Source organism: Streptomyces sp. NPDC001728, assembly GCF_040297565.1.
Classification (GTDB): domain Bacteria; phylum Actinomycetota; class Actinomycetes; order Streptomycetales; family Streptomycetaceae; genus Streptomyces.
This window is the reverse complement of sequence record NZ_JBEOZK010000003.1, coordinates 409,472-426,604: the sequence shown is the minus strand read 5'-3', so window position 1 is coordinate 426,604 and position 17,133 is coordinate 409,472. Positions and strand designations below refer to the sequence as shown.

The 17,133-nt window shown below is 73.2% G+C and carries 17 protein-coding genes; 7 read left to right on the top strand and 10 right to left on the bottom strand.

Going from position 1 to position 17,133, the window contains the following annotated elements:
- Nucleotides 1–102: 102 nt before the first annotated feature.
- On the top strand, nucleotides 103–912 hold the full coding sequence (locus tag ABT154_RS07365) for an NAD-dependent epimerase/dehydratase family protein (RefSeq protein ID WP_351853975.1): 810 nt from the start codon (nucleotides 103–105) through the stop codon (nucleotides 910–912).
- A 286-nt stretch (nucleotides 913–1,198) separates the two neighbouring features.
- Here the strand turns inward: ABT154_RS07365 and ABT154_RS07360 are convergent, their stop codons facing one another.
- Nucleotides 1,199–2,236 carry an AraC family transcriptional regulator gene (locus ABT154_RS07360; RefSeq protein WP_351853973.1) on the bottom strand — a complete coding sequence of 346 codons (1,038 nt, stop codon included), beginning with the start codon at nucleotides 2,234–2,236 and terminating at the stop codon, nucleotides 1,199–1,201.
- Between the two features lie 55 nt (nucleotides 2,237–2,291).
- On the opposite strand from ABT154_RS07360, the gene ABT154_RS07355 reads away from it, so the two are divergent.
- Both ABT154_RS07355 and ABT154_RS07350 read left to right on the top strand, forming a co-directional pair.
- Nucleotides 2,292–2,519: a hypothetical protein gene (locus ABT154_RS07355; protein WP_351853971.1), complete on the top strand. Its 228-nt coding sequence runs from the start codon at nucleotides 2,292–2,294 to the stop codon at nucleotides 2,517–2,519.
- Nucleotides 2,520–2,629: 110 nt separating this feature from the next.
- Nucleotides 2,630–3,895, top strand: coding sequence for a TerD family protein (locus ABT154_RS07350; RefSeq protein WP_351853970.1), 1,266 nt, complete (start codon nucleotides 2,630–2,632; stop codon nucleotides 3,893–3,895).
- 60 nt (nucleotides 3,896–3,955) lie between these two features.
- Here the strand turns inward: ABT154_RS07350 and ABT154_RS07345 are convergent, their stop codons facing one another.
- From ABT154_RS07345 to ABT154_RS07330, 4 genes are all read right to left on the bottom strand, one after another.
- Nucleotides 3,956–4,975, bottom strand: coding sequence for a 1-aminocyclopropane-1-carboxylate deaminase (locus ABT154_RS07345; RefSeq protein ID WP_351853967.1), 1,020 nt, complete (start codon nucleotides 4,973–4,975; stop codon nucleotides 3,956–3,958).
- A gap of 47 nt (nucleotides 4,976–5,022) precedes the next feature.
- Nucleotides 5,023–5,736 (bottom strand): GntR family transcriptional regulator, encoded by a 714-nt coding sequence (locus ABT154_RS07340; protein WP_351853965.1) that lies wholly within the window; start codon nucleotides 5,734–5,736, stop codon nucleotides 5,023–5,025.
- Between the two features lie 42 nt (nucleotides 5,737–5,778).
- Entirely contained in the window at nucleotides 5,779–7,227 is a 1,449-nt protein-coding gene (locus ABT154_RS07335) for an alkaline phosphatase PhoX (RefSeq protein WP_351853962.1), read from the bottom strand.
- Nucleotides 7,228–7,535: 308 nt separating this feature from the next.
- Entirely contained in the window at nucleotides 7,536–8,999 is a 1,464-nt protein-coding gene (locus ABT154_RS07330) for a hypothetical protein (RefSeq protein WP_351853960.1), read from the bottom strand.
- Between the two features lie 222 nt (nucleotides 9,000–9,221).
- On the opposite strand from ABT154_RS07330, the gene ABT154_RS07325 reads away from it, so the two are divergent.
- Nucleotides 9,222–11,084, top strand: a complete 1,863-nt coding sequence (locus ABT154_RS07325; protein WP_351853957.1) for a DUF8508 domain-containing protein — start codon at nucleotides 9,222–9,224, stop codon at nucleotides 11,082–11,084.
- Between the two features lie 21 nt (nucleotides 11,085–11,105).
- Here ABT154_RS07325 and ABT154_RS07320 read toward each other — a convergent pair whose 3' ends face one another.
- Nucleotides 11,106–11,819, bottom strand: coding sequence for an antibiotic biosynthesis monooxygenase (locus tag ABT154_RS07320; RefSeq protein WP_351853955.1), 714 nt, complete (start codon nucleotides 11,817–11,819; stop codon nucleotides 11,106–11,108).
- A 100-nt stretch (nucleotides 11,820–11,919) separates the two neighbouring features.
- On the opposite strand from ABT154_RS07320, the gene ABT154_RS07315 reads away from it, so the two are divergent.
- Both ABT154_RS07315 and dapA read left to right on the top strand, forming a co-directional pair.
- A complete protein-coding gene (locus ABT154_RS07315; protein ID WP_351853952.1) occupies nucleotides 11,920–12,381 on the top strand; it encodes a GNAT family N-acetyltransferase in 462 nt (153 codons plus the stop codon).
- Nucleotides 12,382–12,466: 85 nt separating this feature from the next.
- Entirely contained in the window at nucleotides 12,467–13,390 is a 924-nt protein-coding gene (gene dapA, locus ABT154_RS07310; protein WP_351853949.1) for a 4-hydroxy-tetrahydrodipicolinate synthase, read from the top strand.
- Here the strand turns inward: dapA and ABT154_RS07305 are convergent.
- Nucleotides 13,369–13,578, bottom strand: coding sequence for a hypothetical protein (locus ABT154_RS07305; RefSeq protein WP_351853946.1), 210 nt, complete (start codon nucleotides 13,576–13,578; stop codon nucleotides 13,369–13,371). The genes dapA and ABT154_RS07305 overlap by 22 nt on opposite strands.
- Nucleotides 13,579–13,795: 217 nt before the next feature.
- Between ABT154_RS07305 and ABT154_RS07300 the strand changes: the two genes are divergently transcribed.
- Nucleotides 13,796–15,070, top strand: coding sequence for an outer membrane protein assembly factor BamB family protein (locus ABT154_RS07300; RefSeq protein WP_502969458.1), 1,275 nt, complete (start codon nucleotides 13,796–13,798; stop codon nucleotides 15,068–15,070).
- A 62-nt stretch (nucleotides 15,071–15,132) separates the two neighbouring features.
- On the opposite strand, the gene dapD is transcribed toward ABT154_RS07300, so the two are convergent.
- The 3 genes from dapD to ABT154_RS07285 all read right to left on the bottom strand — a co-directional run bounded on the left by dapD (nucleotide 15,133) and on the right by ABT154_RS07285 (nucleotide 17,097).
- Nucleotides 15,133–16,116, bottom strand: a complete 984-nt coding sequence (gene dapD, locus ABT154_RS07295) for a 2,3,4,5-tetrahydropyridine-2,6-dicarboxylate N-succinyltransferase (protein WP_351853940.1) — start codon at nucleotides 16,114–16,116, stop codon at nucleotides 15,133–15,135.
- Nucleotides 16,117–16,225: 109 nt separating this feature from the next.
- Nucleotides 16,226–16,777, bottom strand: coding sequence for a TetR/AcrR family transcriptional regulator (locus tag ABT154_RS07290; protein WP_351853937.1), 552 nt, complete (start codon nucleotides 16,775–16,777; stop codon nucleotides 16,226–16,228).
- Entirely contained in the window at nucleotides 16,777–17,097 is a 321-nt protein-coding gene (locus ABT154_RS07285; RefSeq protein ID WP_351853934.1) for a DMT family transporter, read from the bottom strand. Before ABT154_RS07285 ends, ABT154_RS07290 begins: the two co-directional genes overlap by 1 nt.
- Between the last annotated feature and the right edge of the window lie 36 nt (nucleotides 17,098–17,133).

The following is a 17,133-nucleotide window of genomic DNA, read 5'->3' as shown; positions in this document are numbered from 1 at the left end:
AAGGAGAGAACCCGTCGCGCGGCCGACCCTTGACGCTCCGTCGGACGGCTCCCTAGCGTGTCCACGGTTGTGAATGCCACTCAACGGAGGAGATGCGTTCCCATGTCCGTCCCCCGCACCGTCCTGCTCACCGGCGCCGCCGGGGGCGTCGGCACGCTGATGCGGGAGCTGCTGCCCCCGTACGGCTACGAGCTCCGCCTCCTGGACGTCGCCCCCGTGCCGGGGGCGCCCGACGCGATCGTGGCCGACCTCGCGGACCGCGCGGCGCTGCGCGAGGCGGTCCGGGGCGTCGACGCGATCGTGCATCTCGCGGGCATCTCCCTGGAGTCGACCTTCGACAAGATCATGGCCGCCAACATCGCGGGGACGTACCGCCTGTACGAGGCCGCGCGCGAGGAGGGCGTGCGGCGCGTGGTCCTCGCCTCCAGCAACCACGCCGTCGGCTTCACCCGGCGGCCCCGCGAGGGCGAGCCGCTCGTCCCGGTCGACACCCCGCACCGCCCCGACACCTTCTACGGCCTCTCCAAGTGCTTCGGGGAGGACCTGGCGCAGCTCTACTGGGACCTGCACGGCATCGAGACCGTCTCGATCCGCATCGGCTCCTGCTTCCCGGAGCCCACCTCGGTCCGGATGCTGTCGATGTGGCTCAGCCCCGCCGACTGCGCCCGGCTGCTGCACGCCACCCTCACCGCCGAGGACGTGGCCCACACGGTGGTGTACGGCTCCTCCGCCAACACGCGCGCGTGGTGGGACCTCTCCACGGCGCGGGCGCTCGGCTTCGACCCGCAGGACGACTCTGAGCCGTACGCGGAGAAGGTCGTCGCGGAGAAGGGCTTCCCCCCGGAGGGGAGCGCCGACGACCTCTACCTGGGCGGCCACTTCTGTGTGACGCCGCCTCAGTGGCCGCACTGAACCGCGGCGGACCACCGCGGTGACCGCACACAGGCCCTGGCGGTGCGAAGTACACAGGACCCGGCCGGACTGATACGGGGGAGCCGGCCGGGGCCCGGGTCGCGGGTGCGACTGGCGCACCGGACCTGCTCACCGTAGGCCCGGACGAAGATCATCGCGAGCCGCGGAACGCGGCACCTGTCCGGAATGCGCGGCGGGTTGGCTCAAAGAAGCGCCCCCGGCGCGCGTGCCCCCGACCCCCGGCTCCGGCTCCGGCTCCGACCTCCGGCCCGGCTCCGACGCCGGCTCAGCGGGAGGCGCGCAGGGTGCAGGACGGCGACTCGCCGAACTTCTCCCGGTAGCGGGCCGCGAACCGCCCCTGATGGGCGAAGCCCCAGCGCCAGGCGACCTCGCTCACGCTCACCCCGTCCGGCGCCGCCGCCCGCAGCTCCTCGCGGACCCGGTCGAGGCGGACCTCACGGACGTACGCCATCGGGGACATCCCCACGTACTCCCGGAACGACTCCTGGAGGCGGCGCACGCTCACCCGGGCCAGGACGGCGAGTTCGGTGGTCGTGAACGGGTGCTCGGGGCGCTCCCGCACCGCGTCCATCACGCGTTTGACCGGGGCCGGGCGCCGCGGCTCCCCCGGGTGGGCCAGCGCCTCGCGCCAGGGGTGCTCGGCAGCCAGCAGCAGGCCGTTGAGCAGCGCCTCCTGGAGGGGTGCGGCCACCAGCTCGTGCCGGGCCAGACCCTCCCCCGCGAGCGCCTCGGCCGCGACCTGGCGGGCGAAGCGCACCCAGCTGAGACCGGGCCCGCGCGTGATGTCCAGGACGGGGCCCAGGATCAGCGGGCCCCGGGGCGGCCGGCCGATCAGCTGTTCCAGCCGGTCGCGCAGGGCGGCGGCCCCGATCTTCACCGCGAGGGTCCGGCAGTCCCCGCTCCAGCGGTCGAGGAAGGTGTCACCGGCCGGGTCGAGCAGCACGGCCTCGCCCGGTGTCGCGACGAGTGGGGAGCCGCCCTGGCGCATCTCCATCATGCCGCTGAGCGGCGCGTTCAGGTGGTACGCGCCCAGCTCCCCGAAGGTCATCCGCACATCGGCCCCGCAGCTCAGGTCGCCGATCACCAGCGGACCGAGCGCGACGGTGTCGAAGCGGGCCACGAAGGGGCGCCGCTCGCGGTCGACGACGGCCATGCGGTTCGCGTAGTAGCGGGCGTCCAGCTCGCCGCGCGCCTCGTCCACGTCCCGTGTCCGGAAACAGCTCCCACCCACCGGGTCCGCCGCGTCCACACCGCCCCCTGCCCCCACCGGTACCACCGGCCCCTCCACCCCCACTGCACCCATGGGTCGAAAGAATATTCATATGACGGATCTGACCGGGAACGGCAGGATGCCCGGCATGCCACGACCTCATGGATTCACGTACGAGCGGCGCCGGGACGGCTCCGTCGTCCTCACCCACCTGGGGCGGGCCGCCGGCGTCCTGCGCGGCGGGCGCGCCGAGAAGTTCCTCGCGGAGGTCGGGTCGGGCGACGCCCAGCTGGTCATGGCCCGCTGGACGGGCTCGTACCGCTTCGGAAACGAGCGGCAGGCGAGGAACCACCCGCGCAACCAGGGCGGCCGGTGACCGAGCCGGCCTCTGCCGCCGGCGGCCGTTCGAGGCTGGCCGGTAATCAAGGTGGCCGAACCGGCGGAGGGTAAGGGAACGGCAAAGGCGCCCGGCTCGTTACCCCAGGCATGACCGCTATGACCCCCGGCTCGAACATCCCTCTCACCGTCGCACGCGTGGCGGTGGACGTCGCCGCCCCGGTGCGGCTCGACGTCTCGGGCCTGCTGCTCGGCGCCAACGGCAAGGTGCGCTCGGACGACGACTTCATCTTCTACAACCAGCCGTCCGGCCCCGGCGTCACCTACCGCTCCGGGGGCGGCGCCGCCCCCGACGCGATCCTGGTCGACACCGGCGCCGTCCCGGCCGGCGTCGAGAGGATCGTCGTCACCGCGAGCCCGGACGCCGCGGGCCAGACCTTCCAGGGCATCGAGCCCACGGCCACCGTGCGCAACGCCGACGACGGCACCGTCCTCGCCACCTTCACCCCGCCGCAGCTCTCCACCGAGACCGCGCTCGTCGTCGTGGAGATCTATCTGCGCAACGGCGCGTGGAAGGCCCGCGCCGTCGGCCAGGGCTATGCGAACGGGCTGGCCGGCATCGCCACGGACTTCGGCGTCTCGGTGGACGAGGAGCCCGCCGCCACCCCGGCCGCGCCCGTCGCCCCGGCCGCGCCCGTCGCCCCGGCCGCGCCCGTCGCCCCGCCCGCCCCGGTCGCGCCCCCGGCCCCGCCACTCGCCCCCGCGGTGCCGCCCGTCGATCCCCGGATCGTCGCCGCCACGCCGCCGCCCGCTCCCCCGGCCGCCCCCGTCTCCACCGGCAAGATCAACCTCGACAAGGGCCGCGTCAGCCTCCAGAAGAACCAGACGGTGTCCCTGGTCAAGGGCGGCCGTCCGCTGCTCTCCCAGGTCAAGATGGGCCTCGGCTGGGAGCCCGCGTACCGGGGCAAGGACATCGACCTGGACGCCTCCGTCATCGCGTACGGCCCGCAGCGCAACCACCAGGACAGCTGCTACTTCGGCAAGCTGTCCATCCTCAACGGCTCGGTGAAGCACTCCGGCGACAACCTCACCGGCGAGGGCGCGGGCGACGACGAGGTGATCGTCGTCGACCTCGGCCGGCTGCCGGCCGACACCACCGGTCTGGTCTTCACGGTCAACTCCTTCTCCGGCCAGAAGTTCACCGAGGTCGCCAAGGCCTACTGCCGGCTGATCGACGCGGCGACGGGCGAGGAGCTGGTCCGCTTCGACCTGACCACCGCCGAGCCGCAGACCGGCGTGATGATGGCCAAGCTGATCAAGCAGTTCTCCGGCGAGTGGGAGATGACGGCGATGGGCGAGTTCGTGAAGTCCCGGACCGTCCGGGGCATGGTGAAGCCGGCCGCCCAGGCGCTCTGAGCGGCCGGACACGGTGGAACCGGCCGCCCCGGGCACCCCGGGCGGCCGGTTCCCGCGGCCCTACGAGAACAGGGCGCTGTAGGCGTTGAGGGCGGGCTGGCCGCCGAGGTGGGCGTAGAGCACGGTCGACTCCCGGCCGATCTCTCCCCGGTCCACCAGGTCGACCAGACCCGCCATCGACTTCCCCTCGTACACCGGGTCGGTGACCATGCCCTCGGTGCGGGCGGCCAGCCGCATCGCGTCGAGGGTCGTCTCGTCCGGGAGGCCGTACACCCCGGCGTGGTAGCGCTCGTCCAGCTCGACGTCGGCCGCCGTCACCGGGCGCTCCACCCCGATCAGGGCGGCGGTGTCCCGGGCGATCCGGGTGATCTGCTCGTGCGTCGGGCCGGGCTTCGCGGAGGCGTCGATCCCGAGGATCCGGCGGGCCGGCCCGCCCTCCTCGGCCAGCGCGGCGAAGCCCGCGACCATGCCGGCCTGGGTGGAGCCGGTCACCGAGCAGACGACGATCGTGTCGAAGAGGACACCGAGCTCGCGCTCCTGCTCCGCCACCTCGTACGCCCAGTTCGCGAAGCCGAGGCCGCCGAGCCGGTGGTCGGAGGCGCCGGCCGGGATCGCGTACGGCTTGCCGCCGCCCTCCTCGACCTCCCGCAGCGCCTGCTCCCAGCTCTCCTTGAAGCCGATGCCGAAGCCGGCCTTCACCAGCCGTACGTCGGCGCCCGCGAGGCGGCTGATCAGGATGTTGCCGACCTTGTCGTAGACGGAGTCCGGCCAGTCCACCCAGCTCTCCTGGATCAGGACGCACTTGAGTCCGGCGCGGGCGGCGACGGCGGCGACCTGACGGGTGTGGTTGGACTGGACCCCGCCGATGGAGACGAGGGTGTCGCAGCCCTGCGCGAGGGCGTCCGCCACCAGGTACTCCAGCTTGCGGGTCTTGTTCCCGCCGTACGCGACACCGGAGTTGCAGTCCTCGCGCTTGGCCCACAGGGTGGCGCCGCCGAGGTGGTGGGTGAGCCGTTCGAGGGGGTGGACCGGCGAGGGCCCGAAGAGGAGCGGGTAGCGTTCGAAATCGGTGATCGGCAAAGCGGCTCCCGGTGAGTGACGGCTGCTGGTCGACGTTCCAGGACGCGCTACGGCGCGGGGGGTTCGGCGGACCGCCCGCCCGGCGCCGGGATGCCCGTGACCTCGGCGACCTCGATGGCGTCGTCCGCGAGCTGTTCGAGGGCGGCCCATATCTCCGTGGTGACCCGTACCGCCTCCGCCGGGTCCCCCGCCTCGCACGCGCCGATGAGCCGGGCGTGCAGCTCGGCCGAGCCGCAGCTTCCGGCGTCGCCGAAGAGCCGACGCTCGACGCGGCGGATCAGGGGGGTGTAGCGCGCGATGGTGGCGGCGACGGCGTGGTTGCCGCTGGCGACGACGAGCACCTGGTGCAGTGCGTCGTCGGCGGCGAGGGCGGCCTCCACGTCGGAGGCGCGGACGGCCTCCGCGAAGCGCTCGTTGGCCTCGCGCATGGCCCGGATGCCCTCGGGCCCCAGCAGCGGAACGCCGGTCCTCGCGGCGAGTTCGTGCATCACCCGCACCACGGAGGCGGCGTCCCTGACGACCCGGCTGACCGGCCGGGTGACCCGGGTGTAGCTCTGCGGCTTGGACTCGACGAGCCCCTCGTCGCCGAGCCGGACCAGGGCCTCGCGCACGGGTGCGCGCGAGAGCCCGAGCCGTTCGGCGAGGTCGGCGTCCTTGAGCGGGGCGCCGGGGGCGAGGTCGCCGCGCACGATGGCCTCGCGCAGCGCCTCGTACGCCCGGTCACGCAACAGGGTCCGGCCCACGGGCCGTAGTGCGTCCATGGGCTGACATGTTAGATGTCAGCCCATGGAACTGACCAGGGGTCAGCGGCGGGGCTGGCGGCGCCAGGGGCCGGTGATCGCGACCATGATGCCCGGGGTCTGGATGTTGGCGAACAGCGTGTCGCCGTCGGGCGAGAAGGTCACGCCGGTGAACTCGCTGTCGTTCAGGTCGTTGCGGGCGATCGGGTAGGTGCGGCCCGAGTCGGTCGCGCCGAAGAGGTGCTGGACGCCCTCGCCGTCCTCGGCGATGACGAGCCCGCCGTACGGGGAGACGGTGATGTTGTCGGGGCCGTCGAAGGCGCCGTCCGCGTCCGGGTCGGCGTTCACACCGAGCAGCACCTTGAGGGTGAGCGTGCGGCGCTTGGGGTCGTAGAACCAGACCTGGCCGTCGTGCGCGGCGCCGGGGCTCTCCTCACGGGCGTACGAGGAGACGAAGTAGGTGCCGCCGTCGGCCCACCACATGCCCTCCAGCTTGCGGGCGCGGGTGACCTGGCCGGCCGCGAACTGCTTGCGGACGGGGGTGGTGCGGCCGTCGCGGTCGGGGACGTCGACCCAGTCGACGCCGTAGACGGTGCCGATCCGGGTCGCCCGGGAGAGGTCGTCCACGAAGACCCCGGAGGAGTCGATGCACTTGAAGGCCTGGAGCACACCGGCGTCGTCGGCGAGGGTACGGAGCTTCCCGCGGCCGTGCTCGAAGCCCTGCGGCGGCACCCAGCGGAAGAGCAGCCCGTTGGGGCCGGAGGCGTCCTCGGTGAGGTAGGCGTGGCCGCGCTTGGGGTCGACGACGACGGCCTCGTGGGCGTAGCGGCCGAAGGCCTTGACGGGCTTCGGGGCGCGGTTGGCGCGGCGGTCGCGCGGGTCGACCTCGAAGATGTAGCCGTGGTCCTTGGTCATGCCGTTCTTGCCGGCCAGGTCCTCGGTCTCCTCGCCGGTCAGCCAGGTGCCCCAGGAGGTCCGGCCGCCCGCGCAGTTGGTGGAGGTGCCGGCGAGGCCGACCCACTCGGCGACGGTGCCGTCGCGGTGCACCTCGACGACCGTGCAGCCACCGGCCGCGGCGGGGTCGTAGACGAGGCCCTCGGTCAGCGGGACGGGGTGCTCCCACTTGTCGCGGGTGCCCTTGAGCTCGTGGTTGTTGACCAGGTACGTGGTGCCGCGCGGGCCGTCGAAGGCGGCGGTGCCGTCGTGGTTGGAGGGCGTGAACTCGCCGGACTCCAGGCGGGTCACACCGCTGTGGGTGACGACGCGGTACGAGAACCCGGCCGGCAGGGCCAGCATGCCCTCGGGGTCGGCGACGAGCGCGCCGTACCCGAGGCCGTGGTCGTGTCCGTGGCCGTGCCCATGGCCGTGGTCGTGCCCGGAGCCGTACGCCTCGGGCTCGTCGGAGGCGAGCGCCTCGGGCGCGGTGGCGAGAGCCCCCACGACACCGGTGAGGGCGAGCCCCGCACCGGCGACGGCGGACTGCTTGGTGAACTCTCTGCGGTTGAGGGGCATGGTGTGGCGTTCTCCCTGTGGTGGCCGGATCTCGCGGGCCACCCTCCCGTGCCGCCACGAACACCGCCTGAACACCACGGGAACACCGCTGGGCGCGCCGCGACGCGGTATGACGGACGGGGGCGTGCGCGGCGCGGCCGGAGGGCCCGGGCGCCACGCCGGTAGGGCCCGGGCGCCACGCCGGTAGGGCCCGGGCGCCACGCCGGAGGCCCGGGCGCCACGCCGGAGGGCCCGGGCGCCACGCCGACCACCGTCCGCCGCCCGGAAGGGCCCGGCCCGTCAGCCCCGGCCGACCGTCCCCCCTACCCTCAGCCCCCCGACCGCGACCGCGCCTTGAACGCCGCCTTGCGGGCTTCCTTCGCCACCGTCTTGTCCCGGTGCAGGCGGCCCATCGCCTCCAGGACCTCCCCCGTCGCCGGGTGCTCCACCCGCCACGCCGCCTCGAAGAAGCCGCTGTGGCGGCCCGTCAGGCCCTCGATCAGCTCCTGGAGCTCCTCCAGGTCGCCGTCCGCGTCGAGCTGCGCCGCGATCGTGTCGATCGCCAGCCAGAAGATCATCGACTCCGGCGGGGCGGGCACGTCCGCCGCGCCGCGCTCGGCGAGCCAGACGCGCGCCAGGCCGCCGAGTTCCGCGTCGTCCAGGACCTCCCGCACGGCGGGCTCCGCCTCGGGGCCGACCAGGGACAGGGTCTGCTGGCAGTGGAGGCGACGGAGCGGCGAGCCGGCGTCCGTGCCGCGCGCGGCGCTCAGCAGCTCCCGGGCGGCGCCGAGCGCGTCCCGCCCGGACAGCCAGGCGGCGGTCTCCTCGCGGGCCGCGGCCTCCGGGTAGCCGGAGATCCCGTCGAGGAGGGCGCCGGCGCCCTTGTCCGCGAGGTCGCCGACGGCGGGCGCGTCCAGACCGGCGTCCATCATCCGGGCCCGGATGCCGTAGAGACCGAGGGGGGTGAGCCGGACCATGCCGTAGCGGGTGACGTCCTCGTCGTCGACGGGCGGCGCGGGCTCCTCGCCCTCCTCGGCCATCAGGGCCTCGTCGACGGGCTGGTAGTCGACGAGGCCGATCGGTTCGAGCAGCCGGAACTGCTCGTCGAGGCGCATCATCGCGTCGGAGACCTGCTCGAGGACGTCGTCGGTGGGTTCGCCCATGTCGTCGGGGACGACCATCGACGCGGCGAGCGCGGGCAGCGGTACGGGGCCGTCGCCGGGCCCGGCGTCGCTGACGGTCAGGAGGTAGAGGTTGCCGAGGACGCCCTCCAGGAACTCGGCCTCCGCCTCGGGGTCCCAGTCGAGCGCCTCGATGTCGATCTCGCCGTCCTCGCCGACGATCGCGTCGAGGTCGTCGATGACGGGGGCGAGGGCGTCGCCGAAGACCGCGTCGAAGCCGTCCAGCCAGAGCGCGAGGACGTCCTGCGGCGAACCGCCGGTGACGAGCGCGAGGTTCTCGCCGGGCGCGGCCCGCCCCGCGGTGTCGCCGCCATCGTCCCCGGCACCCTCGGTGCCGTCCTGGACGTCCACCAGGCCGGTGTCGACCGCGAGCCGCCAGGCGTCGCCCGCCCACAGCTCGCCGTCCTCGTCCTCGGTGAGGCCCAGCAGCTCGACGGCCTCGGGGAGCTGCTCGTCGACGAGTTCGCCGCCCGCGTCGACCCGGGTGTCGGGCCCGGCCCAGCGGGCGAGCCGCACCGCGTGCGCGAGGAGGGGGGCGGCCAGGGCGTCCCGCGCCAGCTCCGCGTCCGCACGCAGCCGAACGGGGGGAAGGGTGGGGTGCTCCGCTGACATCTGGGGGGTCTCCTCGACGCGTGCGTGGGTGAAGGGTGATGGGGCTCGGAGAAGGCTCGAAGCGCGGCTCTCAGCGTAGACGCATCCGGGAGGGGGTCCGGCGGTTCACGCGTCCGTCAGCCTTCGTACACTCGTCGACTCTTGACAAGTCCACCGCTCTGCCAAGAGATTGACGCGCGTAGATTCATCTGCCCTTCCTCCAAGCACCCTCGGAGTCCCCTGATGCCTTCGTCCATACCGGGATCTGCCCGCCGCACCCTCGCACGGTCCGCCGCGGTCTCCGCCGTGGTCGCCTCCGCCCTCGCCGCCGGTCTGCTCGCCGGTTCGTCGAGCGCCGCCGCCGACGACGCCGCGGCCGGTGTCCGCATCCACGACATCCAGGGCACCACCCGCGTCTCCCCGCTCGTCGGCAAGCAGGTCACGGGCGTCACGGGCATCGTGACCGGCGTCCGTACCTACGGCTCGCGCGGCTTCTGGATCCAGGACCCCGAGGCGGACGCGAACCCGGCCACCAGCGAGGGCGTCTTCGTCTTCACCAGCTCCGTCCCGACGGTCGCCGTCGGCGACGCGGTCAGCCTGAACGGCACGGTCACCGAGTACGTCCCGGGCGGCCTGAACTCCGGCAACCAGTCGCTGACCCAGATCTCGAAGCCGGTCGTGACCGTGCTCTCGAAGGGCAACCCGGTCCCGGCCCCGGTGACCGTCTCCGCCTGGTCCGTGCCCGACGCGTACGCCCCCGAGGGCGACCCGGCCGCCGGCGGCTCGGTCAACGGCCTGCCCCTCGACCCGGAGACGTACGCCCTGGACTACTACGAGTCCCTGGAGGGCACCAACGTCCGCGTCGACTCCTCGCGGATCGTCGGCGCCACCGACGCGTACGCGGAGCTGTGGGTGACGGTGAAGCCCTGGGAGAACCGCAACCTGCGCGGCGGCACGGTCTACGGCTCGTACGAGTCCCAGAACACGGGCCGGCTCCAGATCCAGTCGCTGACCCCGCTCGCCCAGCAGCCCTTCCCCAAGGCGAACGTCGGCGACCGGCTGACCGGCACCACCGAGGGCCCCCTCGACTTCAACCAGTTCGGCGGCTACACGCTGACCGCCCGCACCCTGGGCACGGTCGTCGACGCGGGCCTGGAGCGCGAGACCACGGACAAGCAGCACAAGAACGAGCTGGCCGTGGCCACGTACAACGTGGAGAACCTCGACCCGAGCGACCCGCAGGAGAAGTTCGACGCGCTCGCGAAGGCGGTCGTCGAGAACCTCGCCTCGCCCGACATCCTCGCCCTGGAGGAGATCCAGGACAACACCGGCGCCAAGAACGACGGCACGGTCGCCGCCGACCTGACGGTGAAGAAGTTCACGGACGCGATCGTGGCGGCCGGCGGCCCGGCGTACGAGTGGCGCTCGGTCGACCCGGAGAACAACAAGGACGGCGGCGAGCCCGGCGGCAATATCCGTCAGGTCTTCCTCTTCAACCCCGAGCGGGTCTCCTTCACGGACCGCGCGGGCGGCGACGCGACCACCGGCACCGCCGTGACGGGCAGCGAGGGCCGCGCCGCCCTGACCCTCTCCCCCGGCCGTGTCGACCCGGCGAACACCGCCTGGGAGAGCAGCCGCAAGCCGCTCGCGGGCGAGTTCGTCTTCCGCGGCCGTACGGTCTTCGTCATCGCCAACCACTTCGGCTCGAAGGGCGGCGACGAGTCGATCGTCTCGCACCACCAGCCGCCGAACCGTTCCTCCGAGGCGAAGCGCCTGCGGCAGGCGCAGGCGGTCAACGCCTTCGTGAAGGACATCGTCGCGGTCGAGAAGCAGGCCGACGTCCTCGTCGTCGGTGACATCAACGACTTCGAGTTCTCCGGCACGACGCAGGCGCTGACCGACGGCGGCGCGCTGTACCCGGCCGTGAAGTCGCTGCCGCGCAGCGAGCGCTACTCGTACGTCTACCAGGGCAACAGCCAGGTCCTCGACCAGATCCTGACCAGCCCGGGTGTGCACCACTTCGAGTACGACAGCGTGCACATCAACGCCGAGTTCGCCGACCAGGACAGCGACCACGACCCGCAGGTCCTGCGCTTCCGCCCGTAGTTCCCTGAGCCGGACGTCCGGTCACACGCCCGCGCTCAGACTGAGCCCGGGCGTGTACCGCCGCACCCGGCTGCCGGCGAGTCCGGGGTGGTGGAGCACCCGCCCCCACGCCTTGCTCAGCGGGGCGTACTCCGCCTGCCACTCGATGTGGGCCTGCTCGCTCTCCCACTCGGCGAGGTTCAGCACGCGGGTGCCGTCGGTGGACAGATGGAAGTGCGCGCCGATCCCGCCGCGCGCCGGCCGCTTCCCCGCGTCGTCGCCCATGGCCGTGAACACGGCCTCCACCCAGGCCTCCTGGCGCCCGGCGTCCGGTCCGTCGAAGTCGACCTCGACGACCGCGACGGCCCCGGGCAGCGCCCCGGCGCTCTCCTCGCCGAGGACGGCGGAGCGGTACGGCGGAGCGTAGCGGTGGAGCACCACCCGCTCGATGCCGGGGACGGCCGCGTCGATCTCGGCGTTCCGCTCGTCGCGGTGGGTCCGGACGAAGTCCTCGTACGCCCGCTCGCCGGTCCACTGCGAGTAGTGCATCAGCGTGTCGCCGTCCGTCCCGATGTAGACGGTGTACGAGAGCAGCCCCGGGTCCGGCCATTCCCGGCTCTCCCAGGCCCCGCGGATCGCCTCGACGGCGGCGCGCTGGCGCTCGGGGGTGCCGACCCGCCAGGTACTGGCCAGGACGGCGCCGACTCCGGGGCGGTGCAGGTCGGGGCGGGCGTCGGGGTGCGCGACGGCGTTCATGGGGAGTCTCCTTCGGTCCGGTGTGCGGTACGGATGACTCCACCGTCCATCCTCAACTTTGCTTGAGGTCAAGGGCCGCGCCCGTGCGAGACTTCGCGCCATGATCCTTCGCGACCTGACCCTGCGCCCCGCGACCCGCGACGAACTCCCGGCGGTCCTCGCCCTCCTGGCCGACGAGGACAAGGTCGTGGACCCGGCCTCGGTCACCGTCACCGAGGCCTACGAACGGGCCTTCGCGGACATCGCGGCCGATCCGCGCAACGAGATGCTGGTCCTGACGGACGAAGACGGCCTGGTCCTCGGCTGCCTCCAGGCCACGTACGTCCCGGGCCTGGGCAAGGGCGGCGCCGAACGCGCCCTGATCGAGGCGGTCCGGATCAGGGCCGACCGGCGCGGCGACGGCCTAGGCCGGGAACTGATGGAGCGTGCCGTGGCACGGGCCGGGGAACGCGGCTGCGCACTGGTCCAGCTGACGAGCGACAAGCGACGGACGAACGCCCACCGCTTCTACGCCTCCCTGGGCTTCACCCGCACCCACGACGGCTTCAAGCTGCCCCTCTGAGCCCAGAACCGTTCAGCTCCTCTTATCTCTTGACCCAAGAAGATCTAAGTGGACCTTCAGCGTCCGGTGCGCCCAGACTTCCAGGATGAGCACTGCACGCCCTTTCGGCCGCGCCCTGTGCGCGATGGTCACCCCGTTCACGCCCGCCGGCGCACTCGACCTCGACGCGGCAGGTGAGCTGGCCGTCCGGCTCGTCGGCGGGGGCTGTGACGGTCTGGTCCTCAACGGCACCACCGGCGAGTCCCCCACCACCTCCGACGCCGAGAAGGCCGCGCTCGTCCGCGCCGTCCGGACCGCCGTCGGACCGGGCCCCTCGGTCGTCGCGGGGGTCGGCACCGCCGACACCCGGCACACCGCCGAACTGGGCCGGCAGGCCGAGGAGGCGGGGGCGGACGGGCTGCTCGTGGTCACCCCGTACTACAGCCGCCCGCCCCAGGCGGCCGTCGAGGCGCACTTCCTGAAGGTCGCCGACGCGACCGGGCTGCCGGTCATGGTCTACGACATCCCGGGCCGCACCGGCACCCGGGTCGAACCGGCGACGATGCTCCGGCTCGCCGGGCACCCCCGGATCGTGGCGGTCAAGGACTGCGCGTACGACCTGCTCGGCTCGGCCCGGGTGATCGCGGAGACGGGGCTCGCGTACTACTCGGGCTGCGAGGAGCTGAACCTGCCGCTGTACGCGGTCGGCGGCGCCGGGTACGTCAGCACGGTGGCCAATGTGGCACCCCGTCAGCTCCGCGCCGTCCTGGACGCCTTCGACGCGGGCGACACCGCGGAGGCGGCCCGGCTGAACGCCGCACTCCTGCCGCTCGCCGAACTCATGATGGCCTCGGGTCTGCCCGGCACGGTGACGGCCAAGGCGCTGCTCGGCGGGCCGGTGCGCGAACCGCTCCAGCCGGCCGGCCGGGAGACGGCCGACGGGCTGCGCGCGGCGCTCGAAGCGCTGGTCCGCCGGGGCCGGGCGGCGGACTCACCGGCCCGCCTCGATCAGGCGGAGTCGCTGGTGTAGGTCCGGCCGAGGATCGCCGCGTGCTCCAGGACGTCCTCCAGGGGGTCGTCGATCTGCCCGGTGGAGATCAGGGAGACGTTCGGCCCGTTGTGCGAGTGACTGTGCGTCTCGTCGGCCGCGGCCGTCCCCGTCGGCAGCAGGACCGCCGCCATCGTGAGCACCCCGGCGACCGTGGGCTTCGTCCTCATGTCGACTCCTCGCCTCGTCTGCTTCTCGGAACCTTGCGCTCCGACCTGTTAACGCAGCGTCACCTCTTCGGTTGCCGTGTGACAGGAGTTTCACGACGCTGTCCCCGTTGCGTACCGCCCCCGGGTGTCGCGCCGGTCCGCGGCTAGCCTGGGCGCGCCCCGGGCCCCGATGACGGCCCGACGGCGTGAACCGGAACGGGAAGTGGGGATCAGGCGGATGCGGATACACGGGGGACGCGTGGCCGGAACACCGGGCGCCGAGGGTGTCGAGGGGCCCGCGCCGTCCCGCAGACGACTGCTGAGGCTGGCCGGAACCGGAATCGGGCTGGCGGCCCTGGGCGCGGGCGCGTGGGGCTGCGGCCCCGTGGAGGACCCTGCCTCCTCGCCGACCCCGCCCCCGGGGAAGGGCGCCACGCCCGGCGCGGGCGGGGACGCCTTCACCACCCCTCCGCGGGGCACCGCCCCGGGCCCGCTGTGGCAGGAACCGGCCGCCTCCGGCGCGCTGGGCGCCCTGGACGCGCTCGCCGTCGCCGGTGACGTGGTCCTGGTCTCGGGCGACCCGCTGGTCGGCCGGAACGTCGTGACCGGCAAGGTGGTGTGGTCGCGCGAGGGCGTCGCCGTGCCGGGCGCGAAGCTGCTCGTGAGCGGCGGGACGCTGTATCTCGCGAGCGCCGAGTACGACGGGGACGTGGTCGGCCTGGACCCGGCGACGGGCCGGGAGACCTGGCGCAGCCGACTGGGCAAGCGCTTCTCCCAACCCCGTACGATCGCCGCCGACGAGCGTCACGTCTATGTCCTCGCGGGCATCCTGGAGAAGGACTTCAGCACCCCGAACAACGTGATCGCGGCCATCGACACCAGCTCCGGGAAGGTGGTGTGGCAGGAGCGGCGCGACGCGGGCACGGAGGAGTACGGCATCACGGCGGCGGTCGTCGGCCGGCACCTCGTCTACACCGACTACCGCGAGAACGTGACGGTCCGCGACACGGCCACCGGCCGCCAGCTCTGGACGAAGAAGGTCGGCCGGTCCAACAGCGGCCGGTTCGCCGTCCACGCGGACCTCGTGGTCGTCGCGGACGGACAGCGGCTGCGGGCCTTCGCCCTGGCGGACGGCAGGGAGCGCTGGTCGCTCGCGTCCGAGGAGTTCACCCGCTTCCACGACCCTGCGGTCCTGGACGGGGTGCTGTACGCCGCCGACTCCAGCCATGTCCTGCGCGCGGTCGACCCGGCGAAGGGCGCCACGCTCTGGCGGAACGACGACCTGCTGAAGGTGGCGTACCCCTGGCAGTTCACCAAGGTCGGCGGGACCCTCTACGCGGCGACGGAGCTGGACGACAAGGGCGGTGTCCTCGCCTTCGACGCCCGCGACGGAAAGCACCGCTGGACGTACAACGACGGCACGGGCTCGCTGGAGAAGTGGTACGTCACCTCCGCGGGGAAGCGGCTGGTCGCCCTCCACGGAAGGCGACTGACCGCCCTGCCGGCCGTCTGAGACGGGGCGGGGCGGTCAGCGGCCGGACGGACCGGCGCGGCAGGCGTCGACCTGCCGGTGGGTCAGTTGTGGCTGTGCAGGATGTCGTTCAGTCCGCCCCAGACCGCGTTGTTCGGGCGGGCCTCGACGGCGCCGGTGACCGAGTTGCGGCGGAACAGGATGTTCGAGGCGCCGGACAGCTCGCGGGCCTTCACGACCTGGCCGTCGGGCATCGTCACCCGGGTACCGGCGGTGACGTACAGACCGGCCTCGACGACGCACTCGTCGCCGAGGGCGATGCCGACGCCCGCCTCGGCGCCGATGAGGCAGCGCTCGCCGATCGCGATGACGACGTTGCCGCCGCCCGAGAGGGTGCCCATGGTGGAGGCGCCGCCGCCGATGTCGGAGCCGTCGCCGACGACGACACCGGCGGAGATCCGGCCCTCGACCATGGAGGTGCCGAGGGTCCCGGCGTTGAAGTTGACGAAGCCCTCGTGCATGACGGTGGTGCCGGCGGCGAGGTGGGCGCCGAGGCGGACCCGGTCGGCGTCGGCGACACGGATCCCGGCGGGGACGACGTAGTCGGTCATACGGGGGAACTTGTCGATCGAGGTCACCTGGAGGTGCAGGCCCTCGGCGCGGGCGTTGAGCCGCACCTTCTCGATGTCGTCGACGGCGACCGGACCGAGCGAGGTCCAGGCGACGTTGGCGAGCAGGCCGAACACGCCGTCGAGGGACTGGCCGTGCGGCCTGACCAGGCGGTGGCTGAGCAGGTGCAGCCGCAGGTAGGCGTCGTGGGCGTCGAGCGGCTTCTCGTCGAGCGAGGCGATGACGGTGCGGACGGCGACCACCTCGACGCCCCGGCGGGCGTCCACGCCGAGGGCCTTGGCGGCGCCTTCGCCGAGGACGTTGACGGCCTCGTCGGGCGTGAGCCGCTCGGTGCCGGCGGGGCCGGGCGCCTCGGTCAGCTCGGGGGCGGGGAACCAGGTGTCGAGAACGGTGCCGTCGCCGGCGATGGTGGCGAGGCCGGCGGCGACGGCGCCGGTGGTGCGAGGAGCAGTGGTCATGACGGAAAACCTAACCGGCGGGGCCCCGCGCGGGCCAACCGGTCTCAGGTGTCGGTCGAGTTCCCCGGCGGTTCCGACGAGCCGCCGACGGGCGGTTTCGGCACTTCCTTCAGGCCCCGGTGTCCAGGATCCGCGCCAGCATGAGCCGCCCGTACCCCTCGTCGTACGCGGTACCGGTCAGCAGGCACTGGAGGCAGATGCCGTCCATCAGGGCGACCAGGGCGCGCGCGGTGACCGGGTCCGTGCGGTGGGCGAGGACGGCGACGACGGTCTGCGTCCATTCGGCGGCGACCGGCCGGAGCGCGGGGCGGCGCAGCGCGGCGAGGTACAGCTCGTACTCCAGCTGCACCCGGGCGCGGTCGCCGCTCATCCACTCCCCGAGCAGCCGGGCCAGCGCGGCGGCGAGGTCGGTGTCGGGGGCGGCGAGGGCGGGGCTGTCGCGGAGCAGCCGCCCGAAGCCCTCGTTGGCCTTGCGGAGCGCCGCGACGAGGAGTTCGTCGAGGGAGGCGAAGTGGTACGTGGTCGAGCCGAGCGGTACGTCGGCCTCCGCGGCCACCGTGCGGTGGCTGAGCCCGGAGAGGCCGGAGCGTCCGACGACCCGGAGGGCGGCGTCGACGATCCGCTCCCGCCGTTCGGGGTCGTGGCGGCGGGGCCGGGCCATCAGTGGGCGCCGCCGAGGTTGAGGACGGCGACCCCCGCGATGATGAGGACGATCCCGGCGACCTTGGCGAGGTTGAGGGTCTCGCCGAGGAAGAGGATGCCGATGGTGGCGACGGCCGCGGTGCCGATGCCGGACCAGATGGCGTACGCGGTGCCGACCTGGAGGGTCTTGAGCGCCTGGGCGAGGAGCGCGAAGGCGATGAGGTAGCCCGCGCCGGTGACGACCGAGGGCCAGAGCCTGGTGAAGCCCTCGCTGTACTTCATGGAGGTGGTGGCGAGTATCTCCGCGGCGATGGCGCCGGCGAGCAGTCCGTAACCCATGTGTACGAGCGTACACAACGGGACCGCTACGGTGTC